The 23899-nt window shown below is 57.3% G+C and carries 23 protein-coding genes; 12 read left to right on the forward strand and 11 right to left on the reverse strand.

The genetic code is table 11. The features are described from left to right. Window positions 1-138 precede the first annotated feature (138 nt). Window positions 139-936, forward strand: a complete 798-nt coding sequence (locus tag EDF82_RS19300) for a glycosyltransferase family 2 protein (protein ID WP_123757122.1) — start codon at window positions 139-141, stop codon at window positions 934-936. A gap of 144 nt (window positions 937-1080) precedes the next feature. On the opposite strand, the gene EDF82_RS19305 is transcribed toward EDF82_RS19300, so the two are convergent. The 3 genes from EDF82_RS19305 to gpmM are packed head-to-tail and all read right to left on the reverse strand — an operon-like array spanning window position 1081 to window position 4851. Further along, complete coding sequence (locus tag EDF82_RS19305; protein ID WP_174509563.1) at window positions 1081-2022, reverse strand: divergent polysaccharide deacetylase family protein; 942 nt, start codon at window positions 2020-2022, stop codon at window positions 1081-1083. Between the two features lie 3 nt (window positions 2023-2025). Further along, on the reverse strand, window positions 2026-3297 hold the full coding sequence (envC, locus tag EDF82_RS19310) for a murein hydrolase activator EnvC (RefSeq protein WP_123757124.1): 1272 nt from the start codon (window positions 3295-3297) through the stop codon (window positions 2026-2028). Between the two features lie 9 nt (window positions 3298-3306). Then, a complete protein-coding gene (gene gpmM / locus EDF82_RS19315; protein WP_123757125.1) occupies window positions 3307-4851 on the reverse strand; it encodes a 2,3-bisphosphoglycerate-independent phosphoglycerate mutase in 1545 nt (514 codons plus the stop codon). Window positions 4852-5096: 245 nt separating this feature from the next. On the opposite strand from gpmM, the gene EDF82_RS19320 reads away from it, so the two are divergent. From EDF82_RS19320 to cysE, 5 genes are all read left to right on the forward strand, one after another. Continuing rightward, window positions 5097-5528, forward strand: coding sequence for a rhodanese-like domain-containing protein (locus EDF82_RS19320; RefSeq protein ID WP_123757126.1), 432 nt, complete (start codon window positions 5097-5099; stop codon window positions 5526-5528). Between the two features lie 107 nt (window positions 5529-5635). After that, on the forward strand, window positions 5636-5887 hold the full coding sequence (gene grxC / locus EDF82_RS19325) for a glutaredoxin 3 (protein ID WP_123757127.1): 252 nt from the start codon (window positions 5636-5638) through the stop codon (window positions 5885-5887). 58 nt (window positions 5888-5945) lie between these two features. Beyond that, window positions 5946-6413: a protein-export chaperone SecB gene (secB, locus tag EDF82_RS19330; RefSeq protein ID WP_123757128.1), complete on the forward strand. Its 468-nt coding sequence runs from the start codon at window positions 5946-5948 to the stop codon at window positions 6411-6413. Then, a complete protein-coding gene (gene gpsA, locus EDF82_RS19335; protein ID WP_123757129.1) occupies window positions 6413-7429 on the forward strand; it encodes an NAD(P)H-dependent glycerol-3-phosphate dehydrogenase in 1017 nt (338 codons plus the stop codon). The genes secB and gpsA overlap by 1 nt, the downstream gene beginning before the upstream one ends. An 80-nt stretch (window positions 7430-7509) precedes the next feature. Beyond that, the gene (gene cysE / locus EDF82_RS19340) at window positions 7510-8331 is read left to right on the forward strand and encodes a serine O-acetyltransferase (protein WP_094326422.1); all 822 of its coding nucleotides are present in this window, start codon (window positions 7510-7512) and stop codon (window positions 8329-8331) included. A 62-nt stretch (window positions 8332-8393) separates the two neighbouring features. On the opposite strand, the gene trmL is transcribed toward cysE, so the two are convergent. From trmL to EDF82_RS19365, 5 genes are all read right to left on the reverse strand, one after another. Next, complete coding sequence (gene trmL, locus EDF82_RS19345) at window positions 8394-8867, reverse strand: tRNA (uridine(34)/cytosine(34)/5-carboxymethylaminomethyluridine(34)-2'-O)-methyltransferase TrmL (protein ID WP_123757130.1); 474 nt, start codon at window positions 8865-8867, stop codon at window positions 8394-8396. A 94-nt stretch (window positions 8868-8961) separates the two neighbouring features. Next, the gene (gene lldD / locus EDF82_RS19350) at window positions 8962-10146 is read right to left on the reverse strand and encodes an FMN-dependent L-lactate dehydrogenase LldD (RefSeq protein WP_123757131.1); all 1185 of its coding nucleotides are present in this window, start codon (window positions 10144-10146) and stop codon (window positions 8962-8964) included. Continuing rightward, window positions 10146-10919 carry a transcriptional regulator LldR gene (gene lldR / locus EDF82_RS19355; RefSeq protein WP_123757132.1) on the reverse strand — a complete coding sequence of 258 codons (774 nt, stop codon included), beginning with the start codon at window positions 10917-10919 and terminating at the stop codon, window positions 10146-10148. The genes lldD and lldR overlap by 1 nt, the downstream gene beginning before the upstream one ends. Further along, entirely contained in the window at window positions 10916-12571 is a 1656-nt protein-coding gene (gene lldP, locus EDF82_RS19360; RefSeq protein ID WP_123757133.1) for an L-lactate permease, read from the reverse strand. The genes lldR and lldP overlap by 4 nt, the downstream gene beginning before the upstream one ends. Window positions 12572-12850: 279 nt before the next feature. Beyond that, the gene (locus EDF82_RS19365; RefSeq protein WP_123757134.1) at window positions 12851-13213 is read right to left on the reverse strand and encodes a YibL family ribosome-associated protein; all 363 of its coding nucleotides are present in this window, start codon (window positions 13211-13213) and stop codon (window positions 12851-12853) included. Window positions 13214-13490: 277 nt separating this feature from the next. On the opposite strand from EDF82_RS19365, the gene EDF82_RS19370 reads away from it, so the two are divergent. After that, window positions 13491-13715: a hypothetical protein gene (locus EDF82_RS19370; RefSeq protein WP_123757135.1), complete on the forward strand. Its 225-nt coding sequence runs from the start codon at window positions 13491-13493 to the stop codon at window positions 13713-13715. On the opposite strand, the gene mtlR is transcribed toward EDF82_RS19370, so the two are convergent. The 3 genes from mtlR to EDF82_RS19385 all read right to left on the reverse strand — a co-directional run bounded on the left by mtlR (window position 13704) and on the right by EDF82_RS19385 (window position 17470). Further along, window positions 13704-14300 (reverse strand): mannitol operon repressor MtlR, encoded by a 597-nt coding sequence (gene mtlR / locus EDF82_RS19375; protein ID WP_123757380.1) that lies wholly within the window; start codon window positions 14298-14300, stop codon window positions 13704-13706. The two genes, EDF82_RS19370 and mtlR, sit on opposite strands and share 12 nt — an antisense overlap. Next, a complete protein-coding gene (gene mtlD, locus EDF82_RS19380) occupies window positions 14300-15448 on the reverse strand; it encodes a mannitol-1-phosphate 5-dehydrogenase (protein WP_123757136.1) in 1149 nt (382 codons plus the stop codon). Before mtlD ends, mtlR begins: the two co-directional genes overlap by 1 nt. A gap of 102 nt (window positions 15449-15550) precedes the next feature. After that, window positions 15551-17470 (reverse strand): PTS mannitol transporter subunit IICBA, encoded by a 1920-nt coding sequence (locus EDF82_RS19385; protein ID WP_123757137.1) that lies wholly within the window; start codon window positions 17468-17470, stop codon window positions 15551-15553. 664 nt (window positions 17471-18134) lie between these two features. Here EDF82_RS19385 and EDF82_RS19390 point away from each other — a divergent pair. The 5 genes from EDF82_RS19390 to selB all read left to right on the forward strand — a co-directional run bounded on the left by EDF82_RS19390 (window position 18135) and on the right by selB (window position 23880). Further along, a complete protein-coding gene (locus tag EDF82_RS19390) occupies window positions 18135-18491 on the forward strand; it encodes a DUF3302 domain-containing protein (protein ID WP_123757138.1) in 357 nt (118 codons plus the stop codon). Window positions 18492-18493: 2 nt separating this feature from the next. Then, window positions 18494-19630, forward strand: a complete 1137-nt coding sequence (locus EDF82_RS19395) for an HlyD family secretion protein (RefSeq protein ID WP_123757139.1) — start codon at window positions 18494-18496, stop codon at window positions 19628-19630. Window positions 19631-19938: 308 nt separating this feature from the next. Beyond that, the gene (locus tag EDF82_RS19400) at window positions 19939-20547 is read left to right on the forward strand and encodes a glutathione S-transferase (RefSeq protein WP_123757140.1); all 609 of its coding nucleotides are present in this window, start codon (window positions 19939-19941) and stop codon (window positions 20545-20547) included. Window positions 20548-20653: 106 nt separating this feature from the next. Then, complete coding sequence (gene selA / locus EDF82_RS19405; RefSeq protein ID WP_123757141.1) at window positions 20654-22042, forward strand: L-seryl-tRNA(Sec) selenium transferase; 1389 nt, start codon at window positions 20654-20656, stop codon at window positions 22040-22042. Continuing rightward, a complete protein-coding gene (gene selB, locus EDF82_RS19410; RefSeq protein WP_123757142.1) occupies window positions 22039-23880 on the forward strand; it encodes a selenocysteine-specific translation elongation factor in 1842 nt (613 codons plus the stop codon). The genes selA and selB overlap by 4 nt, the downstream gene beginning before the upstream one ends. The last annotated feature ends 19 nt before the right edge of the window (window positions 23881-23899 follow it).

The following is a 23899-nucleotide window of genomic DNA, read 5'->3' on the forward strand; positions in this document are numbered from 1 at the left end:
AGCGCCTGCGGGCGCTTTTTTTTATTTAGTTTTGGATAACATTTCAACGCGTCTTCATCGCAAACGCACTATTTCTAAATCGATTTTTAGCCTATTCGTTTATACAGTCGTTTAATCACCGTTTAATTTTATAAAACCATGTTTAAACTCTCTGTTTGCCTGCTGACCTGTAATTCTGCCCGCCTTCTACGGCAGGTTTTGCCCCCGCTGCTCGCCGTAGCGGATGAGTGTATTGTCGTCGATTCCGGCAGCAGCGATGCGACGCTGGATATCTGCCAGCAGTTCGGCCTAACGGTTCATCACCACCCCTATACCGCCCACGGCGATCAGATGAACTACGCCACGGCCCTGGCCAGCCATGACTGGGTGCTGTGCATGGATAGCGATGAAATTCTTGATAGCGACGTCGTCGCGGCGATCCTGAAGCTGAAAGCTGGCGAGGCGCCCGATCCGGCCTGCGCGTGGCGTCTGCCGCGTTACTGGTATGTGCTTGGCGAGGCGGTCAGAACTATCTACCCCGTCTCCTCGCCGGATTACCCGGTCCGCTTGTTTAACCGTACCACCGCCGCCTTTAATGACCGCCCGGTCGACGATCAGGTGGTGGGCCACAGGCGCTCACTCAAGCTGCCGGGCCACGTGCGCCACGATACGTTTTATTCGCTGCACGAAGTGTTTAATAAGCTGAATGGTTACACCACCCGACTGGTTAAAAACCAGAAGATCAGGCCGTCTTTATGCCGCGGGATCGTCAGCGCGATTGGCGCGTTTTTTAAGTGGTATCTGTTCAGCGGCGCGTGGCGTCAGGGGAAGGTTGGGGTGGTCACCGGGCTGTATGCGACCTTGTACAGTTTTCTGAAGTATTTTAAAGCCTGGTATGCCGGGGATGACAAACGGGAACCTGCCGTGGAGAAGCAGACAGATTCCCGCTCAACTTAGAGCCTGGCCCATTAGGCTATTTTATTTGCCATTTTGGCCCTGGGCAGTGCTCACCATCCTCACGTACTGCGTGTACGCTCCGGTGGTTCCGCGCTGTCCGTGGCCAGGCTGGCCGCATCAATCTACGCCTACCGGGACAGGCTCTTAGTTATTGGGGTTATCCCAGCCCTGCCATTTCAGCTGGTAGTACTGCACCAGGGTGCTCTGGCTGATGCTTTCGCTCAGGATAGTGAAGAAACGACTGGCGGAAACCGGCTCAGGCGGATGCTTCGGCTTGCAGAATTTCACGCCGCGGAACGGGTTGCGCGGCTGAGTGTTCTGCGCTGGCGGCTGGCCTTTGTCTGGCGTTGAGGTATCGACCTGAGGCTCGTTCAGCAGGCTGCTGGGGCGAACGAGGGTGATATCCGGCGGCAGGTTATAGACCATCTGCTGCAGCACGCGCACCGTGGTGGGGTGCGGGTGACCGATGGCGATGGCGGAACCGTTACGGCGTGCCAGAGCGATCGCCCGATTAAACTGGACGCGAATATCGGCCTCATTTTGCGTGTCATCCAGAAACACCTTGCGCTTGATAACCTTGACCCCGGTCCCCTGCGCGGCGCGCATGGCCTGGGTATTCCCGATGGTGACGCTATCGAGGAAGTAGAGGTTGTAGCGCTCCAGCGCCTGCATCACCTTTTGCATGCCGAACAGGCTGGAGGTCATCGCGCTGCCCATATGGTTGTTCAGGCCAACGGCGTAGGGCACCTTGCCATAGGCGTCGCGGATGATGCGTTCGATCTCACTGCTGCTCATATCAGGGCGCAGGGTATCTTTTTCCAGCGGCTGTTTGCTGATTGGCGCCATCGGCAGGTGGATCAGTACTTCGTGACCGAGATTGTGCGCCCGGGTCGCCATTTCATGCGCATGGGGCGCGTTCGGTAAAACGGCGATGGAAATGGTCGCTGGCAGCGCCAGCACCTGGCTTTCCGTCTGGGGACGGTAGCCAAAGTCGTCGATAACAATGGAGAGTTTGCCGGCAAATGCGGGCGATGCCATAGCCAGCGAACCGGCTACCGCGAATGCAATTCTGCGAAATTGAAGCAAAACTTATCTTCCCAACCACGGCTGTGGATTGACCGCCTGACCCTGGCGACGAATTTCGAAATAGAGCGACGGGCGGCCCTGACCGCCGCTGCTGCCTACGAGAGCAATCGGCTGGCCCGCCCGGACCTGAGTGCCGACGCTGACCAGCGCGCTTTGGTTATAGCCGTAAAGGCTCATGTCACCTTTACCGTGTTCGACCACGACTACCAGGCCGTAGCCCTGCAGCCAGTCGGCGAGAATGACCCGGCCATCGGCAATTGCCTTGACCTCGGTACCTTCAGACGCAGCGATAACCATCCCTTTCCAACGTAGTTCACCTTGCAGCTGTTCGCCATAACGATGAAGCAACGTTCCGCGAACCGGCCAGTAGGCCTGACCGCGCGGCGAGCCCAGACCGCCGGTACGGGACATCAGCGAACGCTCGCTTTCCGTTGGTTTGTAGGTGGTGCCTTTACGGGACGCATCCTGCTGGCGATCGCGCACGGCCTGCGCATCGCGGGCTTCTCGATCGGCACGGGCCTTCGCCGCGGCTTCCGCCTGAGCGATGCGACCACGCAGGCGCGATTCGTTGGCCCGCATTTCGCCAAGCTGCTGCTGGCCTTTCTGAATGGAGGATTCAAGGCCTGAAAGGGTTTTCTTACGTTCGTTGCGCGCTTGTTCCAGCTTCGCCTGCTGTGCCCGCTGTTCGTAAACCAGCGTCTGCTGCTGGCTCTGTTTCTCTTCCAGCTCGGCCTTTTGGGCGGCGACCTCTTCGCGGGTCTGCTTCAGCTGGAGGATGGTTTCCTGGCGAGCCTGGTTCAGGTAACCGTAATAGACCTGCATGCGCTGGTTACGCTGCCCCTCTTCGCCGCTGAGGATCATCTGCACCCCGGTATGCGGCCCCTGACGGAACGCGGCATCGAGCTGAGCGGAGAGGTTGCGCTCCTGGGAGGCGCGCTGGCGCTCGAGCTTCGCGATAGACGCGTTCATCTCGTTAATCTGCTTATTCAGCTGATTAAGGGTGTCCTGGGTTTCACGGAGTTTACGGGCCGCGGCGGAAATGGCTTCTTCCTGGGCCTTGAGCTGGGCGAGCAGGGAAGCGCGCTGCTGTTGCTGCTGCTTGATCGCCTGCTGTTTCGCGGCGATGTCAGCCTGAATGGATTTTAGCTGGTCACGATCGTCCGCCTGAGCGGGTGCGGCGCACAGCAATACGCCAGCGCTGAGTGCGCTGGCGTAAAGGACGGATCGAACAGCCGTTGCGATCCATGTGTTTGAATAAGTCGCCTTTCCCCTCATGGGGAAGGATTATTCCACGATGAACAGCGGCTTGCCAGTCATCTCTTGCGGGATTTCCATTCCCATGAGCGACAACATGGTTGGCGCGATATCGGAAAGCTTGCCACCTTCAGCCACTTTGACGTTTTTATCGCCAACGTAGATCAGCGGAACCGGCAGGTTGGTGTGAGCGGTATGGGCCTGGCCGGTTGCCGGATCGCGCATCTGTTCTGCGTTACCATGATCGGCGGTAATCAGCAGCTGGCCGCCGACGGATTCTACCGCTTTGGTGACCTGCTCGATGCAGTTATCCAGGGTTTCAACGGCTTTAATCGCCGCTTCCATCACCCCGGTATGACCGACCATATCGCCGTTCGGGTAGTTACAGATGATGGTGTCATACTGACCGCCTTTGATGGCGCCAACCAGTTTTTCGGTCAGCTCGGCAGAGCTCATTTCCGGTTGCAGATCGTAGGTCGCCACTTTCGGGGAGTTGATCAGAATGCGCTCTTCGCCCTGGAACGGCTCTTCGACACCGCCGTTGAAGAAGAAGGTCACATGAGCATATTTTTCCGTTTCGGAGATACGCAGCTGGGTTTTGTCGTTCTTCGCCATCCACTCGCCGAAGGTGTTGGCCAGTGAAGCAGGCGGATAGGCGCAGGCGACTTTGATGTCGGCGGCGTATTCGGTCAGCATCACGAAGTCGAGTTTGACGGTTTTCTTACGGGCGAAGCCGTCGAAATCGGCGTTCACGAAGGCGCGGGTGATTTCACGCGCACGGTCGGCACGGAAGTTCATGAAGATCAGCGCATCGCCATCTTCCATGGCGGCATCGGCCTGGCCTTCAGCACGGATCACGGTCGCTTTAACGAATTCGTCATTTTCATCACGGGCGTAAGCGGCCTGCAGACCGGCGACTGCGCTGTCTGCCTGGAACTCGCCTTTCGCCAGGGTCATCAGGTCATACGCCTGTTCAACGCGATCCCAACGGTTGTCACGGTCCATCGCGTAGTAGCGACCAATGATAGAAGCCACACGGCCTTTGCCCAGGGCCGCAAATTTTTCTTCAAATTTGGCCAGGGAGTTTTCAGCGCTGCGCGGCGGGGTATCGCGGCCATCAAGGAAAGCGTGCAGGTAGATTTTTTCTGCACCGCGCTCTGCGGCCAGTTCTACCATCGCCATAATGTGGTCTTCGTGGCTGTGAACGCCGCCAGCAGACATCAGGCCCATGATGTGCACCGCTTTACCGGCAGCAACGGCTTTATCGACCGCGGCGGTCAGCACCGGGTTAGCAAAGAAGGTGCGTTCTTTAATTTCGACATCGAGACGGGTCAGATCCTGATACACGATACGACCGGCGCCGAGGTTAACGTGACCCACTTCAGAGTTACCCATCTGGCGGTCCGGCAGACCGACTTCCAGACCAGAAGCGTCAATCAGCGTATGGGGACGTTTGGCCCACAATGCGTCCATGACGGGGGTTTTCGCGCTATAAATCGCGTTATCCTGCTGGTCTTCACGATAGCCATAGCCATCAAGAATGACCAGTACCATTGGCTTTTTAGAATTCGACATTGCGACAACCTCATGCTCAAAGACAGAAAATTTGCGTAATTTTACTACAGCTGAATCGATCAAAGCACCGTAAAAGATCAAAGAAAGAGAGCGGCAATCGTCAACGAAAGTCACGCGGCGATTATTTTTTCGTGACGGACCGCAGAAAATGCATTACATCGCGCTCACTGGCTGTATTTGCCGCAATGCACAGGTATACTCCTTCCCTGGTTTTTTTATCACTTAGTCGGGAGTTGTAACCCCCCATGCAAGAAATTATGCAATTCGTCGGCCGTCATCCCGTCCTGAGCATCGCGTGGATCGCGCTGCTGGTGGCGGTGCTGTTCACCACCTTTAAAGGGCTGATGTCGAAAGTTAAAGTCATTACCCGTGGTGAAGCGACGCGCCTAATCAACAAAGAAGATGCCGTTGTCGTCGACCTGCGTCAGCGTGACGATTTCCGTAAAGGCCATATTGCTGGCTCCATCAACCTGCTGCCGAGCGATATCAAGGCAAATAACGTGGGTGAGTTGGAAAAGCACAAAGCACAACCCATTATAGTGGTAGACGGTTCCGGTATGCAGGCTCAAGATCCAGCCAGCTCGCTGAATAAAGCCGGATTCGAGAAAGTCTTTGTACTGAAAGAAGGCATCGCTGGCTGGAGCGGCGAGAACCTTCCGCTGGTACGCGGCAAATAATTTACCCCGCGTCTTTATGGCGTGACCGGGTCCCCCATTGCGCTGAACCGCCGGGGGGCGCCTTGTCTGCGGCGTAAAATCCTCAGGGTAAAAACAGGAGTGAAGTCATGGCCAATATTGATATCTATACCAAAGCGACCTGTCCGTTCTGCGTGCGTGCTAAAGCGCTGCTGAACAGCAAAGGCGTAACCTTCAATGAACTGCCGATCGATGGCAATGCCGCAAAGCGTGAAGAGATGATCCAGCGCAGCGGTCGGACGACGGTTCCGCAGATTTTTATTGATGAACAGCACATTGGCGGCTGTGACGACTTGTATGCGCTTGATTCACGTGGTGGACTTGATCCCCTGCTGCGCTAATTTTGCGTCCATCCACCTCGGATAGACGTATTTAAGGACAACACGAAAGGGTTTTACTATGTCAGAACAAAACAGCACCGAAATGACGTTCCAGATCCAACGTATTTATACCAAGGATATCTCCTTTGAAGCGCCGAACGCGCCGCAAGTTTTCCAGAAAGACTGGCAGCCAGAGGTTAAACTTGATCTGGATACCGCTTCCAGCCAACTGGCTGAAGGCGTTTATGAAGTGGTGCTGCGTGTGACCGTAACCGCCTCGCTGGGCGAAGAAACTGCATTCCTGTGCGAAGTACAGCAGGGCGGTATTTTCTCCATCGAAGGCATTGACGGCAACCAGATGGCACATTGCCTCGGTGCATACTGCCCGAACATCCTGTTCCCGTATGCGCGTGAGTGCATCACCAGCCTGGTTTCTCGCGGTACCTTCCCGCAACTGAACCTTGCGCCAGTGAACTTTGATGCGCTGTTTATGAACTATCTGCAGCAGCAGGCTGGCGAAGGTGCCGAACAACATCAGGATGCCTGATGAACGCACTTAATGCTGCAATGACTGTGATCGGTGCCGGCTCTTACGGCACCGCTCTTGCCATCACCCTGGCAAGAAATGGCCACGATGTCGTACTCTGGGGCCATGACCCGAAACATATCGCGACGCTGCAGCACGATCGCTGCAATGCGGCGTTCCTCCCTGACGTTCCGTTCCCTGACACGCTGCATCTTGAAAGCGACCTTGCTGCCGCACTGGCCGCCAGCCGTGACATTCTGGTGGTGGTGCCGAGCCATGTTTTTGGCCAGGTCCTGCGTCAGATTAAACCGCTGATGCGCCCTGATGCGCGCCTGGTCTGGGCGACCAAGGGGCTTGAGGCGGAAACCGGCCGCTTACTGCAGGATGTCGCGCGCGAAGCGCTGGGCGACACTATCCCGCTGGCGGTCATTTCTGGCCCCACCTTCGCCAAAGAACTGGCGGCGGGGCTGCCGACGGCCATTTCGTTGGCCGCAACGGATCCGCAGTTTGCTGACGATCTGCAACGCCTGCTGCACTGCGGCAAAAGCTTCCGGGTATATATCAACCCGGACTTTATCGGCGTGCAGCTTGGCGGCGCGGTGAAAAACGTCATCGCTATCGGCGCCGGGATGTCTGACGGCATCGGCTTTGGCGCCAATGCGCGTACCGCGCTGATTACCCGTGGCCTGGTGGAAATGTCTCGTCTCGGCGCCGCGCTGGGCGCAGACCCGGAAACCTTTATGGGCATGGCGGGACTCGGCGATTTAGTGCTGACCTGCACCGATAACCAGTCGCGTAACCGTCGCTTTGGCATGATGCTCGGTCAGGGCATGGATGTACAAGGCGCACAGGATACGATTGGCCAGGTAGTCGAAGGTTATCGCAATACCAAGGAAGTTCGCGTTCTGGCACAGCGTTTAGGTGTCGAAATGCCAATAACTGAGCAAATTTATCAGGTATTGTATTGCGGAAAAAATGCGCGCGAGGCAGCATTGAGCTTATTAGGTCGTGCACGCAAGGACGAGCGTAGCAACTAACTGCGATGGAACCTGGATCACCTGAATGACCCGGCCAGCAAAGAACTGGCCGGTCATTATTATATCGTCTGGAGTCAGCAATGCCGTGTGAAGAACTGGATATCGTCTGGAATAATATTAAAGCCGAAGCTCGGGCTTTAGCTGACTGTGAGCCAATGCTCGCCAGTTTTTACCACGCAACGCTACTCAAGCACGAAAATCTGGGCAGCGCCCTGAGCTATATGCTGGCCAACAAGCTGGCATCACCGATTATGCCTGCCATCGCCATTCGCGAAGTGGTGGAAGAGGCCTATGCCGCAGACCCGGAAATGATTGCCTCCGCCGCCTGTGACATTCAGGCCGTGCGCACCCGAGACCCGGCAGTCGATAAATATTCAACCCCGCTGCTGTACCTGAAAGGCTTCCACGCGCTGCAGGCTTACCGTATTGGTCACTGGCTGTGGGCGCAGGGGCGTCGCGCGCTGGCGATTTTCCTGCAAAACCAGGTGTCGGTCTCGTTCCAGGTCGATATCCACCCGGCGGCTAAAATTGGCCGCGGGATCATGCTCGATCACGCCACCGGCATTGTTGTCGGCGAAACGGCGGTGATTGAAGACGACGTCTCCATTCTGCAGTCCGTAACCCTGGGCGGTACCGGTAAAACCAGCGGTGACCGTCATCCGAAAATTCGCGAAGGGGTCATGATTGGCGCCGGGGCGAAGATCCTCGGCAATATCGAAGTCGGGCGCGGCGCGAAAATCGGCGCCGGCTCTGTGGTGCTTCAGCCAGTGCCGCCGCACACCACCGCGGCGGGCGTGCCGGCGCGTATCGTCGGGAAGCCGGAGAGCGACAAACCGGCGATGGATATGGACCAGCACTTCAACGGGATACACCATACTTTCGAATACGGTGACGGGATTTGATTGATTTCCCGGATAGATGCTGCGCATCTATCCGGGCGACAAAACCGAGCGCTGTCCGGGACTCAACTACGCAATACTGCGCCAGCATATCCCAGCTGGCGCCACGCCTCATATACCACCACCGACACGGCGTTTGACAGATTCATGCTGCGGCTGTCCGGCATCATTGGGATTCGGATTTTCTGCTCTGCGGGCAGAGCATCAAGAATGCTGGCCGGCAGGCCGCGCGTTTCCGGGCCAAACATCAAAAAATCACCCTCTTGATAGCTGACCGCGCTGTGGGCCGGCGTACCTTTGGTGGTCAGAGCGAACAGGCGCTGCGGCTTTGCGCTTTCCACAAAGGCGTGATAATCGTGATGACGCTGAACGGCGGTGAACTCATGGTAATCCAGCCCGGCGCGGCGTAGGCGCTTATCATCCCAGGTGAATCCCATCGGCTCGATGATATGCAGGCGAAAGCCGGTGTTGGCGCACAGGCGGATAATATTGCCGGTATTCGGCGGGATTTCTGGTTCGAATAATACAATGTTCAGCATGCTGCCCTGTCTCATTAGGCTCTTGATCGCGGGGGGCAGAATAGCAGATATTTGCCCGGCGCTCACCCCTGCGGGCGCGCGCCGGGCGGGCAGATTACGCCGCGTTACCCTGCTTGAGGGCCGCGAAGGTCTGGAGCGCGTCGGCGCTCTGCACCAGCGAATCACGGCTGATTTCGCCGATGCTCTTCGCCCCGGTCAGGGTCATCGCCACCTTCATCTCTTTCTCAATCAGGTTCAGCAGGTTAGCGACCCCTTGCTTACCGTGGGTGGCCAGGGCGTACAGATAGGCGCGACCCAACAGTACGCTATCGGCACCCAGCGCAATCATCCGCACCACATCAAGGCCGTTGCGGATACCGCTATCGGCAAGGATCGTGATGTCGCCTTTCACCGCATCGGCGATAGCCGGCAGGGCACGGGCGGAGGAGAGGACGCCGTCGAGCTGGCGGCCGCCGTGGTTGGAGACCACAATCCCGTCGGCGCCAAAGCGCACCGCATCGCGCGCATCTTCCGGGTCGAGGATCCCTTTGATCACCATCGGGCCATCCCAGAACTCGCGGATCCACTCAAGGTCCTTCCACGAAATCGACGGATCGAAGTTATTCGCCAGCCAGCCAATATAGTCCTCAAGACCGGTCGGTTTGCCCAGATAGGTCGAGATATTACCGAGGTCGTGCGGGCGACCGTTTAAGCCGACGTCCCATGCCCACTGCGGATGGGTCATCGCCTGCCAGTAGCGGCGCATAGCGGCATTCGGGCCGCTCATGCCGGAATGGGCATCACGATAGCGTGCGCCAGGCGTCGGCATATCCACGGTAAACACCAGGGTTGAACATCCTGCGGCTTTGGCACGCTCCAGCGCGTTGCGCATAAAGCCACGGTCGCGCAGTACGTACAGCTGGAACCACATCGGGCGCTTGATGGTCGGCGCAACCTCTTCGATCGGGCAGACCGAAACGGTGGAGAGGGTAAACGGAATGCCTTTATCGTCCGCCGCCCCTGCCGCCTGCACTTCACCGCGACGCGCGTACATGCCGCACAGCCCAACCGGCGCCAGCGCAACCGGCATGGAGAGGGTCTCTTTGAACAGCGAGGTCTCCAGGCTCAGATCCGACATGTTCTTCAGTATCCGCTGGCGTAACGCCACGTCTGAGAGGTCTTCAACGTTGCGGCGCAGCGTGTGTTCGGCATAGGCTCCGCCGTCAATGTAATGGAACAGAAACGGCGGCAGGATCCGCTGGGCGGCGGCGCGATAGTCGCTGGCGGCTGAAATAATCATCACGGGTTCTCCCTGGCATTTTCATTATGGTCACCGGGCAGGCGGGTAATTCGCGCCTGGCGGGCCTGGTCTTCATCAAAGTGTTTAATCGTGGCGTGGACAAAGCCGAGATGCGCCATCATCGCCTGCCGTGCGCCTTCGGCGTCACCGGCGAAAATGGCCTCCATCACGGCCTGGTGCTGCTCGGTGAGGCGGGCGAATACCGGCGGGACGAGGTACATCCGCTGGCGGCTTTGCTTGACCGAGGATTGTAAGAGGTCGAAAAAGCCGCGCATGGTTTGCAGCAGCACAACGTTATGTGAGGCTTCGGCAATCGCCAGGTGGAAGCGGACGTCGGCCTGCGAGGCGAGGTCCGGGTCTTCGCTCTGGGTGGCTTCAAAGCACAGGCGAATACGCTCTTTTTCGGCATCGGTCGCCCGCAGCGCCGCATGCCAGGCGGTGCTGGCTTCGATGGCGTGGCGGGCTTCCAGAATATCAAAGCTGTAATCGGGGTCGTCGGCGAGCAAGGTTTTCAGTGGCTGGACGATGTTCTGTTCCGACCACGCCTCATGCTGCCAGCGCAGGAAGGTCCCGCCGCCGCGGCGGCTGACAAGCAGACCCTCGTTGACCAGCATCGCCAGCGCTTCACGCAGTGAGTTACGTGAAACGCCAAGCTGTGCGGCCAGCTGGCGCTCGGCGGGCAATCGCATGCCCGCCTCCAGATGTTGTTCTTCAATCAGCGCTCGCACACGACGAGCCACATCGTCTGCAAGGCGCCGGGGCATCACTATCATGGGATCATCCAGGTTAATACATAGGCCTGCAACGTGGTGATGACGCCAACCATGCAGGTAAAGATCAGGCTGTGTTTCACCGTGAAGCGGAACAGATCCGACTCTTTACCCACCAGGCCGACCGCCGCACAGGCAATGGCGATGGACTGCGGTGAAATCATCTTGCCGGTGACGCCGCCGGTGGTGTTAGCCGCGACCAGCAGGATATCGGAGACGCCGATTTGCTGGGCTGCGGTGGCCTGCAGCGCGGCGAACAGGGCGTTAGATGAGGTATCCGAACCGGTCAGGAATACCCCCAGCCAGCCGAGGAACGGCGAGAAGAAGGTAAACGCGTGTCCGGTATGCGCCAGGGCCAGCGCCAGCGTCGAAGAGAGCCCGGAATAGTTAGAGATAAAGGCGAACGCCAGCACCATACCGATGGAGTAAATCGGCAGCGCCAGCTCTTTCAGCGTGCTGCCAAAGGTGACCAGCGCATCTTTTGGCTTCATGCGCAGCCAGACGATAGAAAGCAGCGCTGCGAACAGGATGGCGGTGCCGGTGGCGGACAGCCAGTCGAACTTATACACCGCGGCGTAAGGGGTCGCTGCGCTGACTACCGGCGGCATGCGGGCGACCATCTTATCGAGGAACGGCACGGAGATATTGATGACGAAGTCATACATCGCACCGCCGGGGGCGAACAGGGCTTTAAACGGCGGGATGCTCCATAAGGTCACGGTGGCGGTCAGGAACAGGAAGGGCGACCAGGCGCGAACCACCTGTCCGGCGCTGTAGTGGGTGCGGGCCAGCGTTTGATCGACCTGTGCCGCGCCCATATCGCCGAAGCGGAAAATGCGCACCGGCTGCCAGCGTTTGAGGAACAGGGTCAGACAGACCAGCGACACCAGCGAGGAGATGATATCCGGCAGTTCCGGCCCGAGGAAGTTGGAGCTGAGATACTGGGCAATAGCGAAAGAGCCACCGGCGACCATCACGGCCGGCCAGGTCTCTTTGATGCCGCGCCAGCCATCCATAATCGCCATAATCCAGAACAGCACGATAATGGTCAGGAACGGCAGCTGGCGACCCACCATCTGGCCGATGGCGAAGCTATCAATCCCGGTCACCTGACCGGCAACCAGAATCGGGATCCCCATCGCTCCGAAGGCGACCGGCGCGGTGTTGACGATCAGGCACAGCCCGGCGGCATACAGCGGGTTAAAGCCCAGGCCAACCAGCAGCGCGGCGGTAATTGCCACCGGGGCGCCAAAGCCCGCGGCCCCTTCCAGGAATGCCCCGAAGGAGAAGCCGACAATCAACATCTGCAGACGTTGGTCAGGGGTAATCGAGAGAATCGATGAGCGAATAATGTCGAACTGCCCGGTTTTGACCGAGATCTTATAGACGAACACCGCGGCGATAATAATCCACGCGATAGGCCACAGGCCGTAAAAGAAGCCGTAAACCACGGACGTCAGCGCGCGGTCGACCGGCATTTTATAGAACAGCAGCGCGACCGACAGCGCAATGGCGACGGTCCAGGTTGCCGCGACGTACCCTTTGAGTTTGAGCTTAATCAGGGCAAAAAAGAAAAACAGAATCGGTAGCGATGCGATAAGACTCGAGATCCAGATATTGCCGGCCGGATCGTAGTTTTGTTGCCAGAGGTTCATGCAGGTCTCCATCGGGCCATCATAATGTGGTGCTGAGTCTGCGCTCCTTGCAGGTCACATTATTTGTAAAATTGGCCCAGCCAAATTCAGTTGTAGGATTAACGACAACGAATGGTTAACCAAATGTTATTACCAGGCAATATATCTGTGACCAAAAATGATGGATATGTGAACTGCTGGACGGTTTAAGAAATAATTGGTAGGGCCAATAATGCGGGGGAGGAATCAGGTCGCCCCGGCAAGCGTAGCGCCACCGGGGGAATGCTCAGGAGCTAAAGATCAGAACGCGGTTTTTGAAAAGCCGGTCATCTCTTTGAGGCCCATTTCGCGGCCGAGCGCGGTCATCGGATGGACAATCACCAGCCCGCGCACGCTTTTCTTCAGCTTGCCCATATCGGCCTGCTCTTTTTTGGTGATCGCGCGGCGATGCGGCAGCTTCATCAACTGTTGCGCTTCTTTGCTCAGTTTCTGGCCCTGCACGTCGCGCAGGCGAACGAGCTCAGCTTCGATGGTGGTTTTTTCTTTTTCCAGTTCGGCGTACTTGTCCGCCGCTTCAACCAGAGACAGGTCCGCCTGCTGGTGGCGGATGGCGTCGAGACGGTCGCTCAAACGCTTAATTTCATTCTTTTCGACTTCTTTCATGGTGACTTAATCTATTAATAAAGGGATTTCGACGTCATATAGTATGGGCTGTGACGGGTATTGTGGGTAGTTATTTATCAAAAATGCGGCGTTTTTTCCGCGCGAGCATCAGAAGTGATGAATCTTAATTATTTGAATATAAATAATATTATGACTAATGTTCGCCTGAATTTCATCTCTGTGAAGTTCGTCGGTAATACCGCACGTTTTCCTCAAACAACCCCCTGCTTTTATCCGATCCTTTATAAGATTTATCCATGAAAAAGAGGAGGGCATGATGACAAAAATCGGTGACGGCGTACCGCGTATTATCGACAAGACGGTTGATTTTATGGCTTCAAGCCAGGCATTTATGGAGTATCTGAAAAAATCCCCGCGCATACAGCGCGTGCCGCGCGATATTCCGCAGAATAAAGAGGCGCTGTATCTGAGTCGTCTGGAGTACTACCGGCAGCTTTACCGGCCTGTTGATGAACAGGTAGAGTCCGGATCAGAGCGTTGATTTCTGGAAGGCTTTTTTTAAGCTGATTCGGGAAATCAGCTCAGTCAGAGACAGCATCATCGTTGAACGCACAACCTGCTGGTAGCGCAGTTTCTGCATTGCCAGCAGTTCATCGTCGCTGTCATCGAACAGCGGCAACGGCGGCAGGGCGGCGACGCAATGCAGCTCGCCAAACGGCCCAAGAATCTCATCATCGGTAAAACTGTAGTCATTACCGTCGTGATTGAGCTCTTCCCGCAGGGCCATCAGCAGCTCGGCGTCTTCGTATTCGGCGCGACTTATCACCCCAAGGCCGTAAATCAGCTTCAGGCGTACAGAAAGGTCGCCCAGCGGCCCGTCACCATCCAGCAACGGTTCCACTGCGTATTTCACCGCGTAATCGTCTTTGCGGAAGACCTGAAGCACCAGGATATTGACCGCTTCCGTGAGTAGTTCGACGGCCGCAATCAGGAAGCTTCGTACGGTTTTGCCAGCATTCAGACGCTCAAGCACGCGGTTTTCAAATGCCTGTGTTTCTTCCATTATTGCCTGCATATCTGACAGGGGTGGTAATGGGCGCGGTTCATACCGCGCCAGATCTTGCATCATTTGGTCGCGTTATAGTCGAGAACGGCCTCCGCTACCACGGCGCTTGCTGCATCGAGGCCAGAAATTTCTGCCAGTGCGGCCTGTGGGCCTTTCTCGTCAATCAACGCAGCCAGTTCCTGCGCCTGCGGATCGTCTTCGCTACGGAAGTGCATCGCGGCAGCGATCCCTTTCACCAGATTAACGTGCGGCAGTGCATACTCCAGCGTGCCCAGCAGCGGTTTGATCAGACGATCGCCGGCGCTCAGTTTACGCAGCGGCTGACGACCTACGCGCTCCACGTCATCTTTCAGGTACGGGTTCTCGAAACGGCCGAGGATTTTCTGGATGTAGGCAGCGTGCTTCTGTGCATCAAAGCCGTAGCGTTTGATCAGCACCGCACCGCTCTCCTCCATGGCCCCTTTGACCACCGCGCGAATGCGCTCATCGAGAATCGCGTCGCGGATTGTCTGGTGACCGGCCAGTTTTCCAAGGTAGGCGGTTATAGCATGTCCGGTGTTTAAGGTGAATAGCTTACGCTCGACAAATGCCATCAGGTTGTCGGTTAATTCCATTCCTGGGATCTCGGGCAGCGCACCTTTAAACTGGGTTTTATCGACGATCCACTCGCTGAAGGTTTCCACCGTCACTTCCAGCGGATCGTGAGTTGCGGAGGCGGACGGCGGCACAATCCGGTCAACGGCGGAATCGACAAACCCGACGTTGGCCTCAACCCAGGCTTTGTCTTCTTCTGCCAGGGCCTTAAACACGTGGCCTTTGAGCTGCGTGGTGCCGCGCACCATGTTCTCACAGGCGATGATGTTCAGCGGGGTGGCGATCCCCTGAGCTTTACGTTGCGCCAGCCCTTTCGCGATAGCCGGTGCGATGCGTTCCAGAACCACCGGGCCGACGGCGGTGGTGATCAGGTCGACGTGGGCAATCAGGTCAACCACCTCGTCGCCGATGCTGCTGACAGCATTGACGCCGGAAACGGTATCCACCTGCTCGTTCTCGCCGACAACATGGACCTGATAGCTATGACGGGCATTCAGGGCATCCAGGACGACCTGATTCACATCGGCGAATGTTAATGCGAGTCCCGCATCAGCCAGCAGTTTGCCGATGAAGCCACGTCCGATATTACCTGCGCCAAAATGTAATGCATTCATAGTATTAACCTTCATTAATGTTTTTACCTGAGAGGGTTCGGGTGAGGCTTGTCCCTCACCGGAACCCTCTCTCCCGTTCAGGAAGAGAGGGCCTGGGTTAAATTACGCTTTATTCCCCGCCAGCAGCGCCAGCACTTCGTCAACGCTGGTGGCATGAATCAGGCGTTCAATAACTGATTCATCATCCAGCGCGTTGGTCAGGCTGGTGATCACGTGGATGTGCTCGTTGTTGCGGGCCGCGATACCGATGACCAGACGGGCAATGTCATCTTCTTCTTCACCGAAGCGGACGCCCTGCGGATACTGGCAGAACACCACGCCGGTCTTGAGAACGCGGTCTTTGGCTTCAATGGTGCCGTGCGGTACCGCAATGGACTCACCCAGATAGGTCGGGGTCAGTTTTTCACGGTCCAGCATCGCCTGCACATACTCCGGCTCAACGTAGCCCCCTTTGACCAGCTGTTCACCGGCGAAGAGGATCGCTTCTTCTTTGGTTGCCGCTGTGCAGCCGAGGAAGATGTTATCGGCACCGAGTTTGAACAGGTTGGTGTCTTTGGCATCAAAGCTGTCTTTCAGACTGTCGCGTACTTTCACTTCGTTATCTTCATGGCGCTGCGCGGCAACCAGACGTTCGGTCAGGCTGGTATACAGGCCACTGTCGAGGAAGTTGGTCAGCGAAATATGCTGGGCCTGCGGCACCTGGCGCATCGCCCGCTCGGTCAGGTCGCGGTGGGTAATCACCAGGTCGACATCCGGCGGCAGGTTGTTGATTGCACAGTTGGTAACGGAGATTGCGCTCAGTCCCGCATCCTGCACTTTCTTACGCAGTACGCCGGCACCCATGGCGCTGGAACCCATACCGGCATCACAGGCAACGATGATTTTGCGTACGTGGCTCAGATCGTTAGCGACGTTCCCGGCAGACAGCGGCGTTGCAGCACCTTTGGATTCGGCTTTCATATCGTGCATGCGACGGGTCGCGGCATCGATATCATCTTCTTCTTTCACTTTGCTGGTTTTCAGCAGGATAGCGGAGACCACGAACGAGACCGCCATAGCCGCAACAATCGCTGCGATGTTCGCGAAGTAGGCACCTTTCGGGGTCATCGCCAGTACCGCCAGGATAGAACCCGGAGACGCCGGAGAAACCAGACCGCCGTTGAGGATGGTCAGGGTGAACACGCCAGTCATACCGCCAAGGATAACGGCGAGGATCAGACGCGGGTTCATCAGCACATACGGGAAGTAAATTTCGTGGATACCGCCCAGGAAGTGGATGATTGCCGCACCGCCTGCAGACTGCTTCGCGCTGCCGCGGCCAAAGAACATGTAGGCCAGCAGGACGCCCATCCCCGGACCCGGGTTAGCTTCAATCAGGAAGAAGATGGATTTGCCCAGTTCGTGAGACTGCTGAATACCCAGCGGTGAGAAGATACCGTGGTTAATCGCGTTGTTCAGGAACAGGATTTTCGCCGGCTCGACGAAGATGGATGCCAGCGGCAGCATGTCATGGACAACCATGAAGTTAACACCCGCTGCCAGAATTTTGGACAGGACTTCAACCGCCGGGCCAATGCCGAGGAAGGCCAGGATGGCGAGGATCATCCCGATAATGCCGGCGGAGAAGTTGTTGACCAGCATCTCGAAGCCGGATTTGATCTTACCGTCTACCCAGCTATCAAAGTGTTTAATCGCCCAGCCGCCCAGCGGACCGGCGATCATCGCGCCGAGGAACATCGGCATATCGGCACCGACAATGACGCCCATGGTGGTAATGGCACCAACCACGCCACCGCGCTCGCCGCCAATCAACTTACCACCGGTGTAACCAATCAGCAGTGGCAGCAGATAGGTGATCATGGGACCGACTAACTTCGCCAGCGTTTCGCTTGGTAACCATCCCGTTGGTATGAAAAGTGCGGTGATGATACCCCACGCGATAAACGCGCCGATGTTGGGCATCACCATATTGCTGAGGAAACGACCAAAGCTTTGCACCTTGATCTTGATATCGGATGACATAAAACACCCCTTCTTCTGTTGAGCTTATCGCGTAGGCTAAAAGCCTGAGGCTTGTTGTTAATATGGCGGCAGAGGTCGCCGGACCCTGTTTGATGAAGCGAATTTGGCACCGAATCGTAAAACTGTCCAGTCGGTGGCTTTTTATGTGATCTGAGTCACGTGAATATAGGCATTCGACGGTCATTTATAGTGATGTGCATCACAAAATGGCTGTGCAAAAAAAATGCAGCAGGTCAAAAATAGGCCATTTCGGATAATTAATGTGAGATATGTCACGAAATATGGTTTGTTGTTTGTTTTGATAATGTGATGTTAATCACAATAAAAAGTGCGCTGTTTTTTCCGTCTGTGATCCACCACAAATTCCATCTGGCCGTCACCGCTTGCGCCAGCCACGACTGACGAACTGAATGAAAAAACATCATCAAAACCCGACATGGAAAAAAGTAAAGATCTGTCTTAAGCTCAACGTGTAAAGTTAAGTATGTTGTTATTCAAGATATATTTTGTCACGCTTAAAAACTTGCAAGGAGAATAGCGAAAACCAATACTCCCCGACCTTAAATTATAAATACACGCCGTTTGTAATTTAATTAATTAATTAATTTGATTGCTTAGCATTTTAAATCATTGACGATTTGACATCGTATTTAGTGAGGCACATATGTTTCTCAACTACTTTGCACTGGGTGTATTGATTTTTGTTTTTCTGGTTCTTTTCTATGGCATCATCGCGATCCACGATATTCCATATCTAATGGCTAAAAAACGTAATCACCCCCACGCTGACGCCATCCATACCGCTGGATGGGTGAGCCTGTTTACGCTGCATGTTATCTGGCCATTTCTGTGGATCTGGGCCACGCTCTATCAACCTGAACGCGGGTGGGGAATGAAATCCCATATCCCGCCTCCCGAGCGCGATCCCAGCGTTGATCAACTATCGCAACGCGTTGCCGAGCTGGAAAAACGACTAGGGGCGGTGTCCCCCTCCACAGATAAAGAGACGCCGGAGCGCTAATCATGGATCTGCTTATTGTATTGACCTATGTCGCGCTTGCATGGACCGTGTTTAAAATATTCCGTATTCCGGTTAATCAGTGGACATTGGCCACGGCAACGCTGGGCGGTATATTTCTGGTCGGTGCCCTCATATTATTAATGAACTATAACCACCCTTATACCTTTACGGCACAAAAAGCGGTTATTTCTATTCCGATTACCCCACAGGTGACCGGGATTGTCAGTACCGTCACGGATAAAACCAACCAGCGGGTTAACAAAGGCGATGTGCTGTTTACTATCGACCCGGCGCGTTATCAGGCCCGGGTGGATCGGCTGCAGGCGGATCTGGTGACCGCCATGCACAGCATTAATACGCTGAAGGCGCAGCTTTCGGAAGCACAGGCCAACACGGTTCGCGTTTCCGCCGAGCGCGATCGGCTCTACAAAGATTATCAGCGTTACCTGAAGGGCAGCCAGGCGAGAGTCAATCCGTTCTCCGAGAGCGATATCGATAACGCCCGGCAAAACTATCTGGCGCAGGATGCGTTAGTGAAAGCGTCGATCGCTGATCAGGCGCAGGTTCAGAGTCAGTTAGACAGTACGGTGGGCGGCGAACAGTCGCAGGTTGTCAGCCTGCGTGCCCAACTGGCAGAGGCGAAATATAACCTCGACCAGACGGTCATTCGTGCCCCGAGCAACGGCTACGTGACGCAGGTGCTGATCCGCCCCGGCACCTATGCGGCGGCGCTGCCGCTGCGTCCGGTGATGGTCTTTATTCCGGAACAAAAGCGCCAGATTGTGGCCCAGTTCCGCCAGAACTCGTTGCTGCGACTTAAACCTGGCGATGATGCCGAAGCGGTCTTCAACGCTCTGCCGGGCCAGGTTTTTCATGGCAAGCTGACCAGCATTCTTCCGGTCGTGCCCGGCGGTTCCTACCAGGCGCAGGGGGCGTTGCAGTCGCTGAGCGTCCTGCCGGGGACCGATGGCGTGCTGGCGACCATCGAGCTTGATGCCAACGCCGACGTGGATTCGCTGCCGGATGGCATCTATGCCCAGGTGGCGGTCTACTCCGATCACTTCAGCCATGTCTCGGTGATGAGGAAGGTGCTGCTGCGCATGACCAGCTGGATGCACTACCTCTATCTCGATCATTAATTCAAACCGCGGCAGACTGACGCAACGTCAGTCTGCTATTTGTCTGTGCCTGAACCATACTTATACCCGTCATACTTCAAGTTGCATGGGCGTTGGCAATACTCGGCCCATCCCTGGGCCTCGCCCTACGGGCGCTGCGAGCAGCGTTCAAATTCGTTCCTGACGAATTTGTCCTCGTTCACCCCAGTCACTTACTTGAGTAAGCTCCTGGGGATTCTCTGCGTCGCCGCCTTCCTGCAACTCGAATTATTTAGGGTATAGAACCTATCCCATTAGGCTTCTACTTTTGTTGGCGAAAGGAGCAGGCAATGAAACTGATCGGTAGCTACACCAGTCCCTTTGTGCGCAAAATCTCCGTCATTCTGCTGGAGAAAAATCTCCCCTTTGAATTCGTCAATGAATTTCCCTACCAGGAGGTCAACGGGGTCGGTAAATTCAATCCGTTAGGCAAAGTGCCGGTGCTGGTCACCGACGGCGGCGAGTGCTGGTTCGACTCGCCCATTATCGCGCAATATCTTGAACTGCTCGGCGTCGCACCGGCGATGCTGCCCGCGGACCCGCAGGCGGCGCTAAAAATGCGCCAGATGGAAGCCCTGGCCGATGGCGTGATGGAGGCGGCACAGGCGCTGGTGCGTGAAAAGGCCCGTCCTCCGGCGCAGCAGTCGGAAAGCGAACTGCTGCGCCAGCGGGAGAAGGTGGCCCGGGGCCTCGATGCCCTCGAGGCTCACGTTGCCGACGGCAGCCTGCGTACCGATGAGGTCAATCTGGCCTCGATCTCGGCGGCGTGCGCCATTGCCTACCTTAACTTCCGTCGGGTGGCCCCCGGCTGGTGCGCGACGCGGCCCAGGCTCATTAAACTGGTCGATACGCTGTTCCAGCGCGCCAGTTTTGCCCGTACCGAACCGCCAAGGACTTGACCCAGACAGGTAACAGTTTCCCCCTGGAGACGTTACAATCACTGCTGATTTGTTGACTCCCTCTCCCGTCGGGAGGGGGGAAAATAACCTACCGCCAGGTCCATTCATGACTACCGATATTCGTGCGCTTTACACCCGCCTTCCGGCTACCGACCGTTTGCTCCGCGATCCCGCGTTTTCCGCCGTGCTGGCCGAGTATGGCCATGCTCAGGTTGTGGCGCTGCTGCGTCAGATGCTGGAAGAGGCCCGTGAATCTGTTCGTCAGGCGCAGGCGCTGCCGGCCTGGTGTGACGACTGGGCGCAAGAGACCGCGCGGCGGCTGGCGCAAACCGGGCAAAGCGCGCTGCGTCCGGTTTTCAACCTGACCGGCACCGTACTGCATACCAATTTAGGGCGTGCCGTACAGGCCGATGCGGCGGTCGAGGCGGTAGTGCGGGCGATGCGGGCACCGGTGACGCTGGAGTACAGCCTCGATGATGCCGGGCGCGGCCACCGCGATCGCGCGCTGGCTGAGCTGCTGTGTCGGATAACCGGTGCGGAAGATGCCTGTATCGTTAACAATAACGCGGCGGCGGTGCTGCTGATGCTGGCGGCGACGGCGGCGGGCAAAGAGGTGGTCGTTTCGCGCGGTGAGCTGGTGGAGATCGGCGGCGCGTTCCGCATTCCCGACGTGATGCGCCAGGCCGGCTGTGTGCTGCATGAAGTCGGCACCACCAACCGTACCCACGCGAAAGATTATCGCCAGGCGGTGAATGACAATACCGGCCTGTTGATGAAAGTCCACACCAGCAACTACAGCATTGAAGGTTTTACGAAGGTGGTCGATGAAACCGAACTGGCGGCCCTCGGGCAGGAGATGAATGTGCCGGTTGTGGTTGACCTTGGCAGCGGTTCACTGGTCGATTTAAGCCAGTACGGCCTGCCGAAAGAGCCGATGCCGCAGGAGATGATTGCCGCCGGCGTCAGCCTGGTGAGCTTCTCCGGCGATAAACTGCTGGGTGGTCCCCAGGCGGGGATTATTGTCGGCAAGAAAGCGTTGATCGCCCGCCTGCAAAACCACCCGCTGAAACGCGCGCTGCGGGTCGATAAGATGACCCTCGCGGCGCTGGAAGCCACGCTGCGTCTGTATCTGCACCCTGAAAAACTGGCCGACCGTCTGCCGACGCTACGCCTGCTGACCCGCCAGGCGGAGGATATTGCCGAGCAGGGCCAGCGCATGCTGAGCGCCCTGGCGGCACATTATCCCGACTTTGCGCTGCGGGTAGAGCCGTGCCTGTCGCAGATTGGCAGCGGCTCGCTGCCGGTGGACCGTTTACCCAGCGCGGCGCTGACGTTCAGCCCACGCGACGGCCGCGGCAGCCAACTCGACGCGCTGGCGGCCCGCTGGCGCCTGCTGCCGGTGCCGGTTATCGGCAGGGTTTATGAGGGGCGCCTGTGGCTGGACCTACGCTGTCTTGACGATGAATCCGGGTTTATGGAGATGCTACTGAGATGATTATTGCCACCGCCGGGCACGTTGACCACGGCAAAACCACGCTGCTGCAGGCCATTACCGGCATCAATGCCGATCGCCTGCCGGAAGAAAAAGCACGCGGCATGACGATTGACCTCGGCTACGCCTACTGGCCGCAGCCCGATGGGCGGGTGCTGGGATTTATCGACGTGCCCGGTCATGAAAAGTTTTTGTCCAACATGCTGGCGGGGGTGGGCGGCATCGATCACGCGCTGTTGGTGGTGGCCTGTGACGATGGCGTCATGGCCCAGACCCGCGAACATCTCGCGATCCTCCAGCTGACGGGCAAGCCGACGCTGACCGTCGCGCTGACCAAAGCGGACCGCGTCGAAGCGCAACGCGTTGAAGAGGTGCGTGGCGACGTGACGGCGGTGCTGGCAGAATTTGGTTTTACCGACGCCACGCTGTTTGCCACCGCGGCCACTGAAAACCAGGGGATCGCCGAACTGCGTGAGCATTTACTGCAGCTGTCTGCCCGTGCGCACCCGCAGCACCAGCGCTTTCGTCTGGCGATCGACCGGGCCTTTACGGTTAAAGGTGCCGGGCTGGTGGTCACCGGCACGGCGCTGTCGGGCGAGGTCAATGTGGGCGATACGCTGTGGCTGACCGGGGTCGATAAACCGATGCGCGTGCGCGGTCTGCACGCGCAGAACCAGGCGGTTGGACAGGCCTGGGCAGGCCAACGCATTGCGCTGAATATTGTCGGCGATGCGCAAAAAGAGGCGCTGAATCGCGGCGACTGGCTGCTCTCGACACGGCCGCCGGAAGCCTCGGAACGGGTGATTGTTGAACTGCAGTGCCACACGCCGCTGAGCCAGTGGCAACCGCTGCATATTCACCATGCTGCCAGCCACATTACCGGCCGCGTATCGCTGCTGGAGGGGGCGCTGGCGGAGCTGGTGCTGGATACGCCGCTGTGGCTGGCGGATAACGATCGGCTGGTGCTGCGCGATATTTCCGCCCGCGTCACCCTGGCCGGCGCGCGGGTGGTGGCGCTGGATCCGCCGCGTCGCGGCAAGCGTAAGCCCGAATATTTACAGTGGCTGGCGGCGCTGGCCGCATCGCAGCGCGATGATGCTCAGGCGCTGGATATTCATCTGCAACGCGATGCGGTTCGCCTTGATGATTTTGCCTGGGCGCGTCAGCTCAGCGATGAAGGCCTGAACGCCTTGATCAATCGCCCGGATTACCTGCAGGCGGGCAACAGTCTGCTCAGTGCCCCGCTGGCCGCGCGCTGGCAGCGCAAGCTGCTCGACGCCCTGGCGCGTTATCATGACCAGCATCGCGACGAGCCGGGTCCGGGCCGCGAGCGTTTGCGACGTATTGCGTTACCGATGGAAGACGAAGCGCTGGTGCTGCTGCTGATCGAGCAGATGCGCGACAGCGGGATTGTTTGCAGCCATCACGGCTGGTTGCATCTGCCGGAGCATACCGCGGGCTTTACCGATGAGCAGCAGGTCATCTGGCAGCGGGTTGCCGGGCTGTTTGCCGATGAGCCCTGGTGGGTGCGCGATCTGGCACGGGAGGCCCGTGTCGAAGAGCCTGTTATGCGTGCGGTGTTACGTCAGGCCGCGCAGCAGGGGATGATTACGGCGATCGTCAAAGATCGTTATTACCGTAACGATCGGATTGTGGCGTTCGCGAGGATGATCCGCGAGCTGGATCTGGCGCGCGGATCCACCTGTGCGGCCGATTTCCGCGATACCCTGAACGTCGGGCGCAAGCTGGCGATTCAGATCCTGGAATATTTCGACCGGATTGGTTTTACCCGCCGACGCGGCAACGACCATATCCTGCGCGATAAGGCGCTGTTCCTGTAGCCAGGGAAATCCCGGAGGC

The organism is Klebsiella sp. BIGb0399, from assembly GCF_003752615.1.
Lineage (GTDB): Bacteria > Pseudomonadota > Gammaproteobacteria > Enterobacterales > Enterobacteriaceae > Klebsiella > Klebsiella lignicola.